The following is a 14,474-nucleotide window of genomic DNA, read 5'->3' as shown; positions in this document are numbered from 1 at the left end:
GCCGAGGAGCGAACTGCTCCTCGGCCCTCGCCGTTTTTGTTGACCGCTTCTGACCAGGTCTGATCAGTTGTGTAAGACACGGAAGCGCGTGGTCGAGGGGTTTATCGGTCTGTCGTACGAACGCTCATACCAGAGCGGGACGTCAGCCGTCGGACTTTGTCAACTGCCCACCGCACATGATGCGGTGGCGACTACTGTGAGTGGCCGCTGAGCGACAGAGGGCCTATTTCTTCGGCTCTCTCGACCGGGGGACCCCCACAGCCCCGCCACACCAGTACGAGGACGTCGATGTCTCACCTTCGCGCACCGGCCGCACGCGCAGACCGCCGCGAGGGCGGGCGGCACGGGCGACCGGTCGCCCGCACCACCCCCACGCTGCCCGAGACCCATATACGCCCCCAACTGCTCCGCCTCGCGATCCTGCCGCCCCTCGCGGTGGCGCTCAGCGCGAGCGCCGCCGTCCTCTTCACCGTCCGCACGACCGGCTCACGCCCCGGCCTCACCCTGTGGATCGTGCTCTCCGGAGCCCTCGCGGTCGCTGTCGCGGGCATCGTGATCGCCACCGTGGCCGCCGACCGGGCCGCCCGGTCCGTGCACGACCGCATCGGGACGCTGCGCCGCGTCAGCGCGCGGGGCCAGGCCGATCTGCTCGGCCTCGTCGAGGCACTGCGCCGCGGTGACGGGCCGCCCGCCCGCCGCCCGCGCAGTCGGCCCGCCGCGGACGCCGACGACTTCGACCTGCTCGCCGAGGACCTGGCGGCCGCGCACGACGGCGCGATCGGCGCGGTCGTCCAGGCCTCCCAGCTGTCCAGCCACGCGGGCAGCGAGCAGAAGGTCGAGGTCTTCGTCAATCTCGCCCGGCGGCTCCAGTCCCTCGTCCACCGCGAGATCTCGATCCTCGACGAGCTGGAGAACGAGATCGAGGACCCGGACCTGCTCAAGGGCCTCTTCCACGTCGACCACCTCGCCACCCGCATCCGCCGGCATGCCGAGAACCTCGCGGTGCTCGGCGGCGCCGTTTCGCGCCGGCAGTGGAGCAACCCGGTCTCCATGACCGAGGTGCTGCGCTCCGCGACCGCGGAGGTCGAGCAGTACTCGCGGGTCAAGCTCGTACCGCCCGTCGACGGGACCGTGCGCGGGCACGCCGTGGCCGACGTGATCCATCTGCTGGCCGAACTCGTCGAGAACGCCACGGTGTTCTCGGCGCCGCACACCCAGGTGCTGCTGCGGGCCAACGTGGTCACGTCGGGGCTCGCCGTCGAGGTCGAGGACCGCGGGCTCGGCATGCCGCTGGCCGAACAGCACAAGATGAACGCGCTGCTCGCCGACCCTGACCAGGTGAATGTGGCGAGTCTGCTCCAGGACGGCCGGATCGGGCTGTTCGTGGTCTCCCAGCTCGCCCGCCGGCACGGGATCGCCGTCCGGCTGCAGACCAACATCTACGGCGGCGTACAGGCCGTACTGGTGGTGCCGCAGGCGTTGCTGGGGGACGAGGAGGGCACGCAGACCGGGGCGCGGACGGTGGCACCGGCCGGGGTGAACGGGACGGTGAACGGGCCTTCGCCACGGGGCGCGGTGGTGCAGGGCGCTGCCGCTGTCGTCGAGGGTCCGGCTCAGGGCACGCCTGCGCATGGGTCTCCTTTTCATGATGTTGCGGCACATGGAGGTCCTGTACATGGAGGTCCTCCACATGGGGTCTCCCCATATGCGACCCCGGCTCATGAGCGGTCGGCATATGGGACTCCGGCCCATGGGGTGCCAACACATGGGTCCGCAACACCTGCGACCCCCGCTCAGGGGACTCCCACGCACGAGGCCTGGACTCCCGCGTCCGTGCAGTCACAGGCCCAGGCGCAGTCACACGCCCAGCCGCAGCCGGACGGGGCGCCCGCCGGGCTGACCGTCGTGAACGGCGGCGGGGGCGGTCCCATCCCCCTGCCGGTGCGAGGGACCGAGACCAGGGCCAACCCCGCGGAGGCCGTCCCCGGGATCCGGCCCGACGACAGACGGGCCGTCGCCGAGAACACGGTCACGCCGCCCACCCCGCGCAACGGCGTGGTGCGCGGCAGCATGAGCAGGCCCCAACTGCCCAGGCGGCGGGCCCAGGAGCACATCGTGCCCGAACTGCGCGGCGGGCCCGCGCCCCGGCAGGAGTCGGAGTTCCTGGTGGGACACGATCCCGGCCTGATGGCGGCGTTCCAGCGCGGCATCGGACTCGCCGAAGCCCGGTGCAGGGAGATGGATTCCATGGGTCAGGCCCACATGGATCAGGCCTACACGGGTCCGGCCCACACGGGTTCCGCCCACGTGGATCAGCCGCACGTGGGGCCCGCCCACATGGATCAGGCCCACACGGGTCCGGCGCACACGGGGCCCGCCCACATGGAGCCGGCACCCATGGAGCCCGCCCCTGTGGAGTCCGCCCGGCACGACGGGAGCGCACCGGCCGGATGAAGCACGCAGCCCGCACCCCCACTCACACCCCCACCCACACTTCCGCTCCCGAAGACCTTCGTATTACAAGGAGTCGATCCCCCATGGCGAGCGATGTGCCGACCGGCCATGCAACCGATCTGGACTGGCTGATGAGCGGCCTCGTACAGCGCGTACCGCACACCAGAAGCGCGGTGCTGCTCTCCTGCGACGGCCTCGTGAAGTCGGTGCACGGACTCGATCCCGACAGCGCCGACCACATGGCCGCGCTGGCCTCCGGGCTCTACTCCCTCGGGCGCAGCGCGGGCGTCCGCTTCGGCGACGGCGGCGATGTGCGCCAGGTCGTCGTCGAACTGGACTCCACGCTGCTGTTCGTGTCCACCGCGGGTTCCGGAACCTGCCTGGCCGTGCTGGCCGGACGCGACGCGGACGCGGCCGTACTCGGCTACGAGATGGCGATGCTGGTCAAGAGCGTCCGCCCGTACCTGATGACCGCGCCGCGGCAGCACAGTGTCGAACCGCCGGCGATGAGGCCTTGAACGTGGCCGCGGCCGGCGACGGTCCCTGGCTCGACGGCGCGGCCGGCCGCCTGGTGCGGCCCTACCAGGTGAGCAACGGCAGGACCCGGCCGAGCACCGCGCTCGACCTCCTGTCCCAGGTGATGGCCACCGGCGTCACCCCCCTCGGTTACCTCGGACCCGAGCACGCCCAGGCGCTCGAACTGTGCCGGGACCCCGTCTCGGTGGCCGAGGTCGCCGCGCATCTGAAGCTGCCGGCAGCAGTGACCAAGGTGCTGCTCTCCGACCTCGTCGACTGCGGGGCGCTGTCCATGAAGCCCCCGACGTTCCACCACAACCCCACTGACCGGTCTCTTCTGGAGGCAGTGCTCGATGGACTACGACGACAGCTCTGACCCTTTCCCCACCGCGTTGAAGATCCTGGTGGCGGGAGGCTTCGGGGTGGGCAAGACCACCTTCGTCGGTGCGGTGAGCGAGATCGCGCCGCTCAGCACGGAGGAACTGCTGACCACGGTCAGCGCCGCGACCGACAATCTCGACGGCATCGAGAACAAGGTCGAGACGACCGTCGCGATGGACTTCGGGCGCATCACCCTCGACGCGGAACATGTGCTGTATCTGTTCGGTACGCCCGGACAGGAACGGTTCTGGTTCATGTGGGACGAGCTCTCCGAAGGCGCGCTCGGCGCGGTGGTTCTCGCCGACACCCGCCGCCTGGAGGACTGTTTCGCCGCCGTGGACTTCTTCGAGCAGCGCGGTCTCGGCTTCATCGTCGCCGTCAACGAGTTCGACGGCGGCTTCCGCTACGACCCGGAGGAGGTGCGCGCGGCCATCGACCTCGACCCGGGCGTGCCGGTCGTCCGCTGCGACGCGCGGATCTCCAGTTCGGGCGTGCAGACGCTGCTCACGCTCGTCCGCCACCTGCTGGCCCACGCACCGACGCGCGCCCCGAGTCACGGAGCACACACATGAGGTACGACCCGGCGCGTCCGGCCGGTCGGCTGCTGCTCACGCCCGTGGACAAGGAGGCACCCGCCCGGACGTGCCGGTTGCGGGTGCTGGGTCTGGGGGAGCGCGCGGAACCGGCCCTCGACGCGTTCGCGCGGCGGCTGGCCGAGCTGGCCGGGGCGCCGTACGCGATGGTCAACTTCGTCGGCGAGGAACGGCAGTTCTTCGCGGGCCTGCATGCGCAGCCCCCACATGTCCGGCCCCCGTACGCCGGTGCCTCGCACGCCCGGCTCCCGGACACCCGGCACGACGCCATGGCCACCGGCACCGGCACAGGCACCGGCACCGGCAGCGACCGTGGCGGCGGCAGCGGCAGTGGCGGTGACACGATCCGCGGTGACGCGATCCGCGGTGACGCCGACCTCGGCCGCCCGGCCCCGCTCTCCATCGGCCCCGGCCGCCATATGGCCCGCGACTACGGGTTCTGCCCCCATGTGGTGGTCCGCCACAAGGCGTTGGTCCTGGAGGACGTCCGTGACTACCCCCGCTTCGCGGGCAACCCGGTCGTCGACGAGTACGGCATCCACTCCTATCTCGGCGCCCCGCTGCTCGACCGTACGGGTATCGCCCTCGGCACGGTGTGCGTCGCCGATGTCGAGCCCCGGCCGTGGGGGAGGTCCGGACTGGACACCATCAAGGCGATGGCGGCGGAACTGGTCGAGCAGATCGAGCTGAGGGAGGGCGGGCTCTGACCGGAGCCGGCCGGGTCGCCGCCGAAGGAGCAGGGGAAGATCGGTGGTGTGAAGGAAAGCTGCGGGAGAGGTTAAGAAAACCTCGATGGACCCGGGGGCCGATGTACGGCAGATTGCTGGTCGAATCCACTCCTCTCCCCGGTGCGGGCGTCCTTCGGCATGCCTGGATCCGGGACCTCACGCACGGGAGCCCCGTTGAAGGCGCTGGTCAAGGAGAAGGCGGAGCCCGGGCTGCGGCTCATGGACGTACCGGAGCCGGCCGTCGGCCCCGGCGATGTGCTGATCAAGGTCCTGCGGACCGGGATCTGCGGCACCGACCTGCACATCCGCAACTGGGACGGCTGGGCCCAGCAGACCATCGAGGCACCGCTCGTGCTCGGCCACGAGTTCGTCGGCGAGGTCGTGGAGACGGGCCGTGACGTCGGCGAGATCGCGGTGGGCGACCGGGTCAGCGGCGAGGGTCACCTGGTCTGCGGGAAGTGCCGCAACTGCCAGGCCGGCCGGCGCCATCTGTGCCGGGCGACGGTGGGCCTCGGGGTCGGCCGCGACGGCGCGTTCGCCGAGTACGTGGCGTTGCCCGCGTCCAACGTCTGGGTGCACCGCGTCCCCGTCGACCTCGACATCGCCGCGATCTTCGACCCGTTCGGCAACGCCGTGCACACCGCGCTGTCGTTCCCGCTGGTCGGGGAGGACGTACTGATCACCGGCGCGGGCCCCATCGGTCTGATGGCCGCCGCCGTCGCCAAGCACGCGGGCGCCCGGCACGTCGTCGTCACCGACGTGAGCGAGGACCGTCTGGAGCTGGCCCGCAAGATCGGTGTCACCCTCGCGCTGAACGTCGCCGAGTCGGGCATCGCCGAAGGACAGCGCTCGCTCGGGCTGCGCGAGGGCTTCGACGTGGGCCTGGAGATGTCAGGCAACCCGGTCGCGATGCGGGACATGCTCGCCAACATGACGCACGGTGGAAAGATCGCCATGCTCGGGCTGCCGTCCGAGGAGTTCGCCGTCGACTGGTCCCGGATCGTCACCTCCATGATCACGATCAAGGGCATCTACGGCCGCGAGATGTTCGAGACCTGGTACGCGATGTCGGTCCTGCTGGAAGGCGGCCTCGACCTCGCGCCGGTCATCACCGGCCGCTACGGCCACCGCGACTTCGAGGCGGCCTTCGAGGACGCGGCGAGCGGCCGCGGCGGCAAGGTCATCCTCGACTGGACCGTGTAAGGCCCTGGACTCTGTAAGGACCTGGCCCCCCAAGGACCTGGACCCACCTGGACTCCTCAAGGACTCCGGACCCCGTAAGGACTGATGATGTTCGACTCCGTACGTGACGACCTCCGCACCACCCTCGACGAGATCCGCGCCGCGGGCCTGCACAAGCCCGAGCGCGTCATCGGCACCCCGCAGTCAGCGACCGTGACCGTCACCTCGGGCGGCCGTGCGGGTGAGGTCCTCAACTTCTGCGCCAACAACTACCTCGGTCTCGCCGACCACCCGGAGGTCGTCGCCGCCGCCCACGAGGCGCTCGACCGCTGGGGGTACGGCATGGCGTCCGTGCGCTTCATCTGCGGTACGCAGGAGGTGCACAAGGAGCTGGAGGGGCGGCTGTCCGCGTTCCTCGGCCAGGAGGACACGATCCTCTACTCGTCGTGCTTCGACGCCAACGGCGGGGTGTTCGAGACGCTGCTCGGCGCCGAGGACGCGGTGATCTCCGACGCCCTCAACCACGCGTCGATCATCGACGGCATCCGGCTCTCCAAGGCCTGCCGGTTCCGCTACGCGAACCGCGACCTCGCCGACCTGGAGCAGCAGCTGAAGGAGGCCGCGGGCGCCCGCCGCAGGCTGATCGTCACCGACGGCGTCTTCTCCATGGACGGGTACGTGGCCCCGCTGCGCGAGATCTGCGACCTCGCCGACCGCTACGACGCGATGGTCATGGTCGACGACTCGCACGCCGTCGGCTTCGTCGGCCCCGGCGGCCGGGGCACCCCCGAACTGCACGGCGTCATGGACCGGGTCGACATCATCACGGGCACCCTCGGCAAGGCCCTCGGCGGCGCGTCCGGCGGTTACGTGGCCGCCCGCGCCGAGATCGTCGCGCTGCTGCGCCAGCGGTCGCGCCCGTACCTCTTCTCGAACACCCTGGCCCCGGTGATCGCCGCCGCCTCGCTCAAGGTCCTCGACCTGCTGGAGGCGGCCGACGACCTGCGCGAGCGGCTCGCGGCGAACACCGCGCTGTTCCGCTCGCGGATGACCGAGGAGGGCTTCGACATCCTCCCCGGCGACCACGCCATCGCCCCGGTGATGATCGGGGACGCGACCGTCGCCGGCCGGATGGCGGAGCTGCTCCTCGAACGCGGGGTGTACGTGATCGGCTTCTCGTACCCCGTGGTCCCGCAGGACAAGGCCCGCATCCGTGTCCAGCTGTCCGCCGCGCACTCCACCGAGGACGTGAACCGCGCGGTGGACGCCTTCGTGGCGGCGCGCGCGGAGCTGGCGCAGGACGCCGCCTGAATCCCTCGCAGGTCCTGAGAGAATCTGCCGCATGATCGAAGCGCGGCGGCTCCACATTCTCCGGGCGGTGGCGGACCACCGGACGGTGACGGCGGCCGCCGCCGCGCTCTACCTCACGCCCTCCGCGGTGTCGCAGCAGCTGACCGCCCTGGAGCAGGAGACGGGACACCGTCTGGTGGAGCGCGGCGCCCGGGGCGTACGGCTGACTCCGGCCGGTGAGATCCTGCTCAGCCACACGAACGCCGTCCTCGCGCAGCTGGAGCGGGCCGAGGCGGAGCTGGCCGCGTACAGCTCGGGTTCGGCCGGCACGGTCAGCGTCGCCTCCTTCGCGACCGGCATCGGCCTCGTCGTCGCACCCGCCCTGGCCCGCCTCGCCCGCACGGCGCCCGGCATCCTCCTGCGCGTCCAGGACGCCGAGGGCGACGCGAGCCTGCCGATGGTGCTCGACCGCCAGGTGGACGTCGCGGTCGCCGTCGAGTACCGGGGCGCCCCGGACGCCGACGACCCGCGTCTCGCGCACATCCCGCTGTACGCCGAACCGTTCGACGCCGTGGTGCCCGAGACCCACCGCCTCGCCGACCGTACGGAGGTGCCGCTCGCCGAGCTGGCCAAGGATCCGTGGATCGGCCCGTACCCGGGCAACCCCTGCCACGACGTGGTGGTCCTGGCCTGCGAGCACGCCGGTTTCCAGCCCCGGCTCGAACACTCCTCGGACGACTTCCGGGCGGTGGTCGCGCTGGCGTCGGCGGACGCGGGGGTCGCCCTCGTACCGCGCTCGGCCCTGCGGGGCATGGATCTCGCGGGAGTGGTCGTGCGCCCCGTGGACGGTGTCGCCCCCACCCGCCGGGTCTTCGCCGCGGTACGCCGGGGAGCCGAGGCCCACCCGCTGATCCTGCCGGTGCTGGAAGCGCTGGCGGAGGCGGCGGAAACAGCACCGGGCGTCCCGCATCTGGGATAACATCCCGAATGTGAGACGAGATCAAGGTGTGGCACCCGCGGACGCCCCCGCAGCCGCCGACCCGGACCCGGTGGACCCCGTGGGCCCCGCGGATCCCATGGATGTCAGGCTCGGCGCCCGGCTGGCCGAACTGCGGGCCGAACGGGGCTGGTCGCTGGGCGAGTTGGCGAAGCGCAGCGGAGTGAGCCGCTCCACGCTCTCTCGCGCCGAGCGCGCCGAGATCAGCCCCACGGCCTCGCTCCTGAACCGCCTGTGCGCCGTCCACGGCCGCACGATGTCGCAGCTCCTCAGCGAGGTCGAGGCCGAGGCGGCCCCGGTCCCGCTGGTACGGGCCGCCGACCAGGCCGTGTGGGAGGACCGCGCCTCCGGTTTCGTACGCCGCTCGGTGTCCCCGCCGCATGCCGGGCTGCGCGGCGAACTCGTCGAGGGGCGGCTCACTGCGGGCGCCGACATCGCCTACGACCGGCCGCCCGTACCCGGCCTCGAACAGCACATCTGGGTTCTCGACGGGCGGCTGGACATCACCGCCCAGGACGCCGAACACCGGCTCGACACCGGGGACTGTCTGCGGTTGCGGGTGTGGGGGCCCACGCGGTTCCGGTGTCCCGGCCCGCGGGACGCGCGCTACGCGCTGGCGGTGGTCCTGCCGTGACCGCGACGACCGCCGTGACCTGCGTACGACTGACGGCCGATCAACTGCTGGCCGCAGCAGATGAGTTGGCTGAGCTGCTGACCGACACGGTCGACGGTGGCGCGTCGATCGGCTTCCTCGCCCCGCTCGACCACGCCACGGCCGCCGACTGGTGGCGCCGGCGGGCGGACGCGGTCGAGGACGACTCCCTCGCCGTGTGGGCCGCGTACCTGGACGGCCACATCGCCGGCACCGTGAGCCTCGTCCTCCCGGACAAGCCCAACAGCCGTCACCGCGGCGAGGTGGCGAAGCTGATGGTGCACCGGGAGGGACGGGGGCGCGGCCTCGGCCGCTCGCTGCTCGCCACGGCCGAACGCGCGGCCGTCGAGGCGGGCCTGACCCTCCTCAGCCTCGACACCGAGACCGACAGCCCGGCCGAGTCGCTCTACCGGTCGGCCGGGTGGACCAGGGCCGGCGTGATCCCCGACTACGCGAGGACCCCGGCGGGCGAGTTGCATCCCACCACGATCTTCTACAAGTACGTGGCGGCTCCTGGCGAATGAGCCCGCGGTCCGGTCATGAACGGTCCGGTCATGAGCGGGCCGTTCACGAACGGGTGAAGATCCACTCGTGGTTGTTCTGGCCCTCGGGAGCGCAGGGCCAGATGATCAGGTCACGCGTGGAGTCGTTGTTGGCGTAGGAGTCCAGGCACTGGTTGTTGCTGGCGGCGTTGCGTATCCAGAACCTGCCGTCGGACTGCTTGTCCAGCCACCACAACTGGTTGTCGTTCGTGGTGCCGTTGCACGGGAACTCCGTGACCTTGGTGGCACCGCCGACGCCCCGGTAGCCGGGCAGGTCCAGGCACATGCTGTCCATGACGTTGCGGATCTGGAAGAGCGGTACCCCGCCGGGCCCGGCCTTGTCGTAACGCTTCTCGACGTTCCACAGTTGGTTGTCGTCGGTGTTGCTGTTGCACGTCGCGTGCGTCACCTGCCCGTCCGCCCTGCCACTGCTGAAGCCGGGGATGTCCACGCAGGTGCCGTTGGTGTTGTTCTTGATGAGCACGCGGGTCATGACGGCCGGCAGCGTGCTCGGCGCCTTCTTCGTGGCCGCCTCCTTCTTCTTTTTGCTCGGCGAAGGGGTGGGTTTCGTGGTGGTCGCGGCGGCCTCCTCGGCGACCGGCGGTGCGGCCACGGCCGCCGCCTTCTTCTCCTTCTTCTTCTCCGGCTCCGACTCGGACGGGGAAGGAGTCTGGGTCTCGAAGACGCCGGCCGGGCCCCCGGCCTCGTTCAGGACGGTGTCGGAGGCCGCGTTGTCGACGTTCTTCTTCTCCTCGTCCTTGTCCGTCACCGTGATCAGCAGCGGTACGGCGACCAGGAGGGCGCCCGCCAGCGCGGCACCGGCGAGCACCGGCTTACGGGGCCTGCCGACCGCGCTCTGCGTGGAGACGGCCGTGTTCTTGCCGACGGCCGCGATCGCGACGGCCTCGTGCTGCTCCCGGGTGGCCGCGGCGGAGACCGCCTGCGCGTCGCTCCCGCTCGCCGCCTCGCCCGCGGAACTCCCGGCGGCGCCCTGCGCGTTCTCGCCGGCTCCGGCTCCGGCTCCGGCTCCGGCTTCGGCCTCTGCCTTGGTTTCAGCCTTGGTTTCGGTCTCCGCCTCGGGCTTGCCGGCCTTCGAAGGGTCGCTCCCGGCCTTCTCGGTGTCGGTGTCGGTGTCGGCGTCGGGGGCTGAGGCGGGGGCGGGGTCGGCGCCGGCCGCCGGTTCGCTCGCGGCGGCCTGTCCCGCATCGGTGCCCTCGGACGTGGAGGCGGTCTGAGGCTTCCCGGTGCCGGAACCGGTGAGCTGGGCCGCGACGGCCTCGGCGTCGGGAGTGCCGGCTTCCGCTGCGGGGGCGGAGGACTCTCCCGGTGCCTTCTGCTGGTCGGACATGTACTTCCATACCTTTCCTCTGGGCCAACGGGAAGAGAGGAAACCGTTGTGGGGCGGGGCACGACCCGGGATGCGGGGGCGCGGGTCGTACGGCTGGGGCCAGAGTAGTTGGTGTGGTGCCGGGAGCTGTCGCCCAGGCGGTGAATTACCGGAGTTCAGGCCCGGGTTGCGGCGCCTGCGGGCCCAGGCCGCCGGTCTTGTCAGTGCCATTGGTTACGGTGCGTTCCATGCAGGATGCCGATGACGTACGCCGAATCTGTCTCTCTCTGCCGGACACCGTGGAGAAGATCGCCTGGAGCATGCCCACCTTCAGGGTGGCGGGGAAGATGTTCGTCACCCTGCCCGAGGCGGAGACCTCCATGGCCGTGCGCTGCCCGAAGACGGAGCGTGACGAACTGGTCCTCGCCGAGCCCGAGAAGTTCTGGGTCGCCGCACACGAGGCCGGGTCGGCGTGGGTGCGGGTGCGGCTGGCGGCCGTCGAGGACGCGGACGAACTGCGGGACATCCTCGCGGACTCCTGGCGGCAGGCGGCGCCGCCCCGGCTGCTGGACGCCTACCCGGAGTTGGGGGTCGTGGCGGAAGGCTGAGGGCGGCGGCCCGGAAACCGGCGGATGCGGGCCGGCTCCGGTCAGGCTCAGGCCCGTACCCCCACGAATCCGTCGATCCGCTCGCGCAGGGACGTCGCGTCGAGCCCGTGCGCGGCCACATGCTCCTCGACGAGGCCGTAGCGGCGCAGCTCCCGGCGGCCGACGCCGAGGCCGAGCACCCGGTGCGGGACGTCCATGAGGGCGTCGTTCACGGCGGAGACCGACGTTCCGGCCAGATACGGCTCGACCAGGACCACGTCGGGGCCCGCCGCTTCCGTGGCGCGGCGCAGCGTGACCGCGTCGAAGGGCCGCACGGTCGTCGCGTACAGCACGGTGACGTCGAGTCCTTCGGTCGCTTCCAGCACCGGGCCGAGCAGCGGACCGACCGCGACGACCACACCGGCCCGCCCCTCGCGGACGGTGAGGAACCGGGCGCCGTCGACGGGCAGAGCCCGGTCGTTCGACTGCGTGGACAGGCGTACGTACACCTTGTCGCCGTCCGCCGCGACGGCGTGCCGCAGCAGTGTTTCGGCCTCGTCCGGATGCCCCGGCACGTGGACGGTCCAGCCGTCCAGGGTGTCGAGGAGGGCGACGTCGCCGGGGGACATGTGGGTGTAGCCGCCCGCCGGCCAGTCGAAGGACGCGGCGGCGCTGACCAGTACCGCGCCCACGTCCTGATGGCCGAGATCCAGCTTGAGCTGCTCGAAGGGCCGCTCCACGAGGAAGCTGGCGAAGGTGTGCACCACGGGCCGCAGACCGGTCAGTGCCAGTCCCGCGCCCGCGCCGACGAGCAGCTGCTCGCGGATGCCGACGTTGATCACCCGGTCCGGGTGCCGGCGCCGGGTCTCCTCGAAATCGGCCAGGCCGATCTCGGCGAGGACGACGGCGACGCGCGGATCCTCGTCGAGCAGCCGTGACATGACGGGGGCGAACCGATCACGCATGGTGTCCATGAAAAACCTCTCAGAACAGCAGAACAGCGAAACAGCAGAAGGGCAGAAGAGCAAAGGGGGGAGGGGGAGGGAGGGGCCGCGAGCCGGTCTCCGGTCTCAGCCGTCCTTCGGTTCGACCTGGGCGACGACCACGCGGGGGCGCCCCGGGTGCGGTGCCGTGAACGCGGCGTACAGGGCCTCGTGGTCCCGCCCGTCGACGGTCGCGGTGGACCAGCCCGCGGCCTCGAACCGCGCCGCGATCCCGCCGGGCCTTGCCCAGCTGGCGGAGGAGTTGTCGATCACGAGCGTGTGCAGGCGGTCGAGTCCGGCGGGGCCCGCGTAGGCGATGGCCTCGTGGTTGCTGCCCTCGTCCAGTTCGGCGTCCCCGACGAGCACCCACACGCGCGGGTCGTGGAGGCCCTGGGCCCGCAGTCCCAGCGCCGTGCCGACCGCGATCGGCAGACCGTGCCCGAGCGAACCGCTGCCGATCTCGGCGCCGGGTACGAGCACGCGGTCCGGATGGTGGCCCAGCGGCGAGTCGTACGAGCCGAAGCCGGGGAGCCAGTCCACCGGGACGAATCCCTTGGCGGCGAGGACCGCGTAGTAGGCCATCGGTCCGTGCCCCTTGGACAGCAGGAACCTGTCCCGGCCTGGGTCGTCCGCCCGGTCGGGCGCGACCCGCAGCACCCGGTCGTAGAGGACCCAGAGCGCGTCGAGTGTGGATGTCGCCGCCGGTCCGTGCTTCTCGTCCCCGCTCATCAGCTCCATGAGGCCGGTCAGCGCCTCGTAACGGTCGTACCGCTCCCCGTGGCCGTGCTCCTGCCGGGGTTCCGCCGTTGTCGTCGTCATGCGGACGATCGTGCAACCTCAAGCAAGATTGAGGTCAAGCGGTGGCCGTGCGCGACCGCGGCGGGACAAAAGGAGTGCGCGACCACCGACCCGAGTGCGGTAGAGTTTCGATGTCCGTTCGGCCAGGGGAAACCCCAGGTCACCGCGGGCATCGGGACGTGGCGCAGCTTGGTAGCGCACTTGACTGGGGGTCAAGGGGTCGCAGGTTCAAATCCTGTCGTCCCGACGGAAACGTCGCAGGTAGGGGCCATCTTCGGATGGCCCCTACTTCGTGTTCCAGGACTTCGCGACTGCTTTCGCGGCCGCGGGACCGCTTTCAGGACCGCTGGGCCGCGAGGGCGACGTCGACGGCCGTCCAGGCCATACCGGTCGCCCCGTCCAGTACCGCCCGGTCCGCCGCCTGGGTGCGGCACGTCGCGGTGAACTCCGGCTGGTGGTTGACCGCGGGCCCGCAGTCGAGGCCGAGCATGGGGTGGATGGTGGGCACGACATGGGAGACGTTCCCCATGTCGGTGGCGGCGCCGGTGACGCCGGCCGGCAGGTCGGGGAAGCGGCGGCCCAGTGCCGTCGCGTTGGCGACCCACAGGTCCAGCAGGTCCCGGTCCGGCCGCAGATCGGCGTAGTCGGGGCCGACCGGCGTGGTGGACAGCTCGCAGCCGGTGGCCATCGCGCCCGCCTCGAAGCAGCGGCGCACCCGCTCGGACAACGGCCGCAGCGCGTCCAGGCTGTCGCTGCGTACGATCCAGCGGCCCCGGCTGGCGTCGGGGACGATGTTCGCGGCGGAGCCGGCCCGGGTGACGATGCCGTGGATACGGTCGGAGGCGGTCGTGTGCTGCCGTAGCAGCCCGACGGCCACCTGGGCGACGGTCATGGCGTCCGCCGCGTTGACGCCCAGCTCGGGATAGGCGCCGGCGTGGGCCGCTCTGCCTTCGTAGGCCACGTCGAACTGGGTGACGGCCAGGCCGGGCATCGCCGCCATCTCGACCGCGGCCGGATGGACCATCATGGCCGCGTGCACGCCGTCGAAGGCGCCCTGTTCCAGCATCAGCACCTTACCGCCGCCGCCTTCCTCGGCGGGGGTGCCGAGCACCCGTACGGTCAGGCCGAGTTCGTCCGCCAAGGGAGCGAGTGCGATACCGGCGCCGACGGCCGCGGCGGCGATGACGTTGTGGCCGCAGGCGTGTCCGATGTCGGGCAGCGCGTCGTACTCCGCGCAGATCGCGATATGGGTCGGGCCACTGCCGACCGTCGCCTCCACGGCGGTCGGCAGCCCGCAGTAGCCGTGCTGGACGGCGAACCCGGCGTCGTCGAGGGCGTCGGCGACCCAGCGGCTGGCGAGGTACTCCTCGAAGGCCAACTCGGGGTGGGCGTGGATCCGGTGGGAGAGGGCGATCAGGTCGTCCGCCGCGGCACGGACGTGCCG

The 14,474-nt window shown here is 71.4% G+C and carries 15 protein-coding genes and 1 tRNA gene; 12 read left to right on the top strand and 4 right to left on the bottom strand.

All coding sequences use genetic code 11. The annotated features are described in order from the left end of the window. The first annotated feature begins 288 nt into the window (after positions 1-288). From ACFWGJ_RS31685 to ACFWGJ_RS31640, 10 genes are all read left to right on the top strand, one after another. On the top strand, positions 289-2,454 hold the full coding sequence (locus ACFWGJ_RS31685; protein WP_387331558.1) for an ATP-binding protein: 2,166 nt from the start codon (positions 289-291) through the stop codon (positions 2,452-2,454). A gap of 83 nt (positions 2,455-2,537) precedes the next feature. Beyond that, on the top strand, positions 2,538-2,972 hold the full coding sequence (locus ACFWGJ_RS31680) for a roadblock/LC7 domain-containing protein (RefSeq protein ID WP_387331556.1): 435 nt from the start codon (positions 2,538-2,540) through the stop codon (positions 2,970-2,972). A gap of 2 nt (positions 2,973-2,974) precedes the next feature. Then, positions 2,975-3,346, top strand: a complete 372-nt coding sequence (locus ACFWGJ_RS31675; RefSeq protein ID WP_107019937.1) for a DUF742 domain-containing protein — start codon at positions 2,975-2,977, stop codon at positions 3,344-3,346. Continuing rightward, on the top strand, positions 3,324-3,923 hold the full coding sequence (locus tag ACFWGJ_RS31670; RefSeq protein ID WP_107019936.1) for an ATP/GTP-binding protein: 600 nt from the start codon (positions 3,324-3,326) through the stop codon (positions 3,921-3,923). The genes ACFWGJ_RS31675 and ACFWGJ_RS31670 overlap by 23 nt, the downstream gene beginning before the upstream one ends. Further along, complete coding sequence (locus tag ACFWGJ_RS31665) at positions 3,920-4,651, top strand: GAF domain-containing protein (RefSeq protein ID WP_387331554.1); 732 nt, start codon at positions 3,920-3,922, stop codon at positions 4,649-4,651. The genes ACFWGJ_RS31670 and ACFWGJ_RS31665 overlap by 4 nt, the downstream gene beginning before the upstream one ends. A gap of 195 nt (positions 4,652-4,846) precedes the next feature. Further along, complete coding sequence (gene tdh, locus ACFWGJ_RS31660) at positions 4,847-5,875, top strand: L-threonine 3-dehydrogenase (protein ID WP_387331552.1); 1,029 nt, start codon at positions 4,847-4,849, stop codon at positions 5,873-5,875. 87 nt (positions 5,876-5,962) lie between these two features. Beyond that, positions 5,963-7,165: a glycine C-acetyltransferase gene (locus ACFWGJ_RS31655; RefSeq protein WP_387331562.1), complete on the top strand. Its 1,203-nt coding sequence runs from the start codon at positions 5,963-5,965 to the stop codon at positions 7,163-7,165. Between the two features lie 31 nt (positions 7,166-7,196). Continuing rightward, positions 7,197-8,123, top strand: a complete 927-nt coding sequence (locus ACFWGJ_RS31650) for a LysR family transcriptional regulator (protein WP_387331550.1) — start codon at positions 7,197-7,199, stop codon at positions 8,121-8,123. A gap of 97 nt (positions 8,124-8,220) precedes the next feature. Next, complete coding sequence (locus ACFWGJ_RS31645) at positions 8,221-8,775, top strand: helix-turn-helix domain-containing protein (RefSeq protein ID WP_387331560.1); 555 nt, start codon at positions 8,221-8,223, stop codon at positions 8,773-8,775. Continuing rightward, complete coding sequence (locus ACFWGJ_RS31640; protein ID WP_387331548.1) at positions 8,772-9,317, top strand: GNAT family N-acetyltransferase; 546 nt, start codon at positions 8,772-8,774, stop codon at positions 9,315-9,317. Before ACFWGJ_RS31645 ends, ACFWGJ_RS31640 begins: the two co-directional genes overlap by 4 nt. 43 nt (positions 9,318-9,360) lie before the next feature. Here the strand turns inward: ACFWGJ_RS31640 and ACFWGJ_RS31635 are convergent, their stop codons facing one another. Then, entirely contained in the window at positions 9,361-10,683 is a 1,323-nt protein-coding gene (locus tag ACFWGJ_RS31635; protein ID WP_387331546.1) for an RICIN domain-containing protein, read from the bottom strand. 227 nt (positions 10,684-10,910) lie between these two features. Here ACFWGJ_RS31635 and ACFWGJ_RS31630 point away from each other — a divergent pair, with 227 nt between their 5' ends. Further along, complete coding sequence (locus ACFWGJ_RS31630; protein WP_387331544.1) at positions 10,911-11,270, top strand: MmcQ/YjbR family DNA-binding protein; 360 nt, start codon at positions 10,911-10,913, stop codon at positions 11,268-11,270. A gap of 47 nt (positions 11,271-11,317) precedes the next feature. Here ACFWGJ_RS31630 and ACFWGJ_RS31625 read toward each other — a convergent pair whose 3' ends face one another. After that, positions 11,318-12,223 carry a transketolase family protein gene (locus ACFWGJ_RS31625; RefSeq protein WP_387331542.1) on the bottom strand — a complete coding sequence of 302 codons (906 nt, stop codon included), beginning with the start codon at positions 12,221-12,223 and terminating at the stop codon, positions 11,318-11,320. Positions 12,224-12,319: 96 nt separating this feature from the next. Continuing rightward, positions 12,320-13,051 carry a transketolase gene (locus tag ACFWGJ_RS31620; protein WP_387331540.1) on the bottom strand — a complete coding sequence of 244 codons (732 nt, stop codon included), beginning with the start codon at positions 13,049-13,051 and terminating at the stop codon, positions 12,320-12,322. 152 nt (positions 13,052-13,203) lie between these two features. On the opposite strand from ACFWGJ_RS31620, the gene ACFWGJ_RS31615 reads away from it, so the two are divergent. Further along, positions 13,204-13,277, top strand: a tRNA-Pro gene (locus tag ACFWGJ_RS31615). Positions 13,278-13,367: 90 nt separating this feature from the next. Here ACFWGJ_RS31615 and ACFWGJ_RS31610 read toward each other — a convergent pair. After that, positions 13,368-14,474: M20 family metallopeptidase (locus ACFWGJ_RS31610; protein WP_387331538.1), on the bottom strand; the 1,107-nt coding region annotated here is incomplete at its 5' end.

This window comes from Streptomyces sp. NPDC060205 (assembly GCF_042728395.1).
Lineage (GTDB): Bacteria > Actinomycetota > Actinomycetes > Streptomycetales > Streptomycetaceae > Streptomyces.
The sequence above is the reverse complement of the archived record's forward strand: the minus strand, read 5'-3'. Positions and strand labels throughout refer to the sequence as shown.

Coding starts and splice junctions, on each gene's coding strand:
- ACFWGJ_RS31685 (WP_387331558.1), top strand. CDS start 289: ATGTCTCACCTTCGCGCACCGGCCGCACGCGCAGACCGCCGCGAGGGC.
- ACFWGJ_RS31680 (WP_387331556.1), top strand. CDS start 2,538: ATGGCGAGCGATGTGCCGACCGGCCATGCAACCGATCTGGACTGGCTG.
- ACFWGJ_RS31670 (WP_107019936.1), top strand. CDS start 3,324: ATGGACTACGACGACAGCTCTGACCCTTTCCCCACCGCGTTGAAGATC.
- ACFWGJ_RS31665 (WP_387331554.1), top strand. CDS start 3,920: ATGAGGTACGACCCGGCGCGTCCGGCCGGTCGGCTGCTGCTCACGCCC.
- ACFWGJ_RS31655 (WP_387331562.1), top strand. CDS start 5,963: ATGTTCGACTCCGTACGTGACGACCTCCGCACCACCCTCGACGAGATC.
- ACFWGJ_RS31650 (WP_387331550.1), top strand. CDS start 7,197: ATGATCGAAGCGCGGCGGCTCCACATTCTCCGGGCGGTGGCGGACCAC.
- ACFWGJ_RS31645 (WP_387331560.1), top strand. CDS start 8,221: ATGGATGTCAGGCTCGGCGCCCGGCTGGCCGAACTGCGGGCCGAACGG.
- ACFWGJ_RS31635 (WP_387331546.1), bottom strand. CDS start 10,683: ATGTCCGACCAGCAGAAGGCACCGGGAGAGTCCTCCGCCCCCGCAGCG.
- ACFWGJ_RS31630 (WP_387331544.1), top strand. CDS start 10,911: ATGCAGGATGCCGATGACGTACGCCGAATCTGTCTCTCTCTGCCGGAC.
- ACFWGJ_RS31625 (WP_387331542.1), bottom strand. CDS start 12,223: ATGGACACCATGCGTGATCGGTTCGCCCCCGTCATGTCACGGCTGCTC.
- ACFWGJ_RS31620 (WP_387331540.1), bottom strand. CDS start 13,051: ATGACGACGACAACGGCGGAACCCCGGCAGGAGCACGGCCACGGGGAG.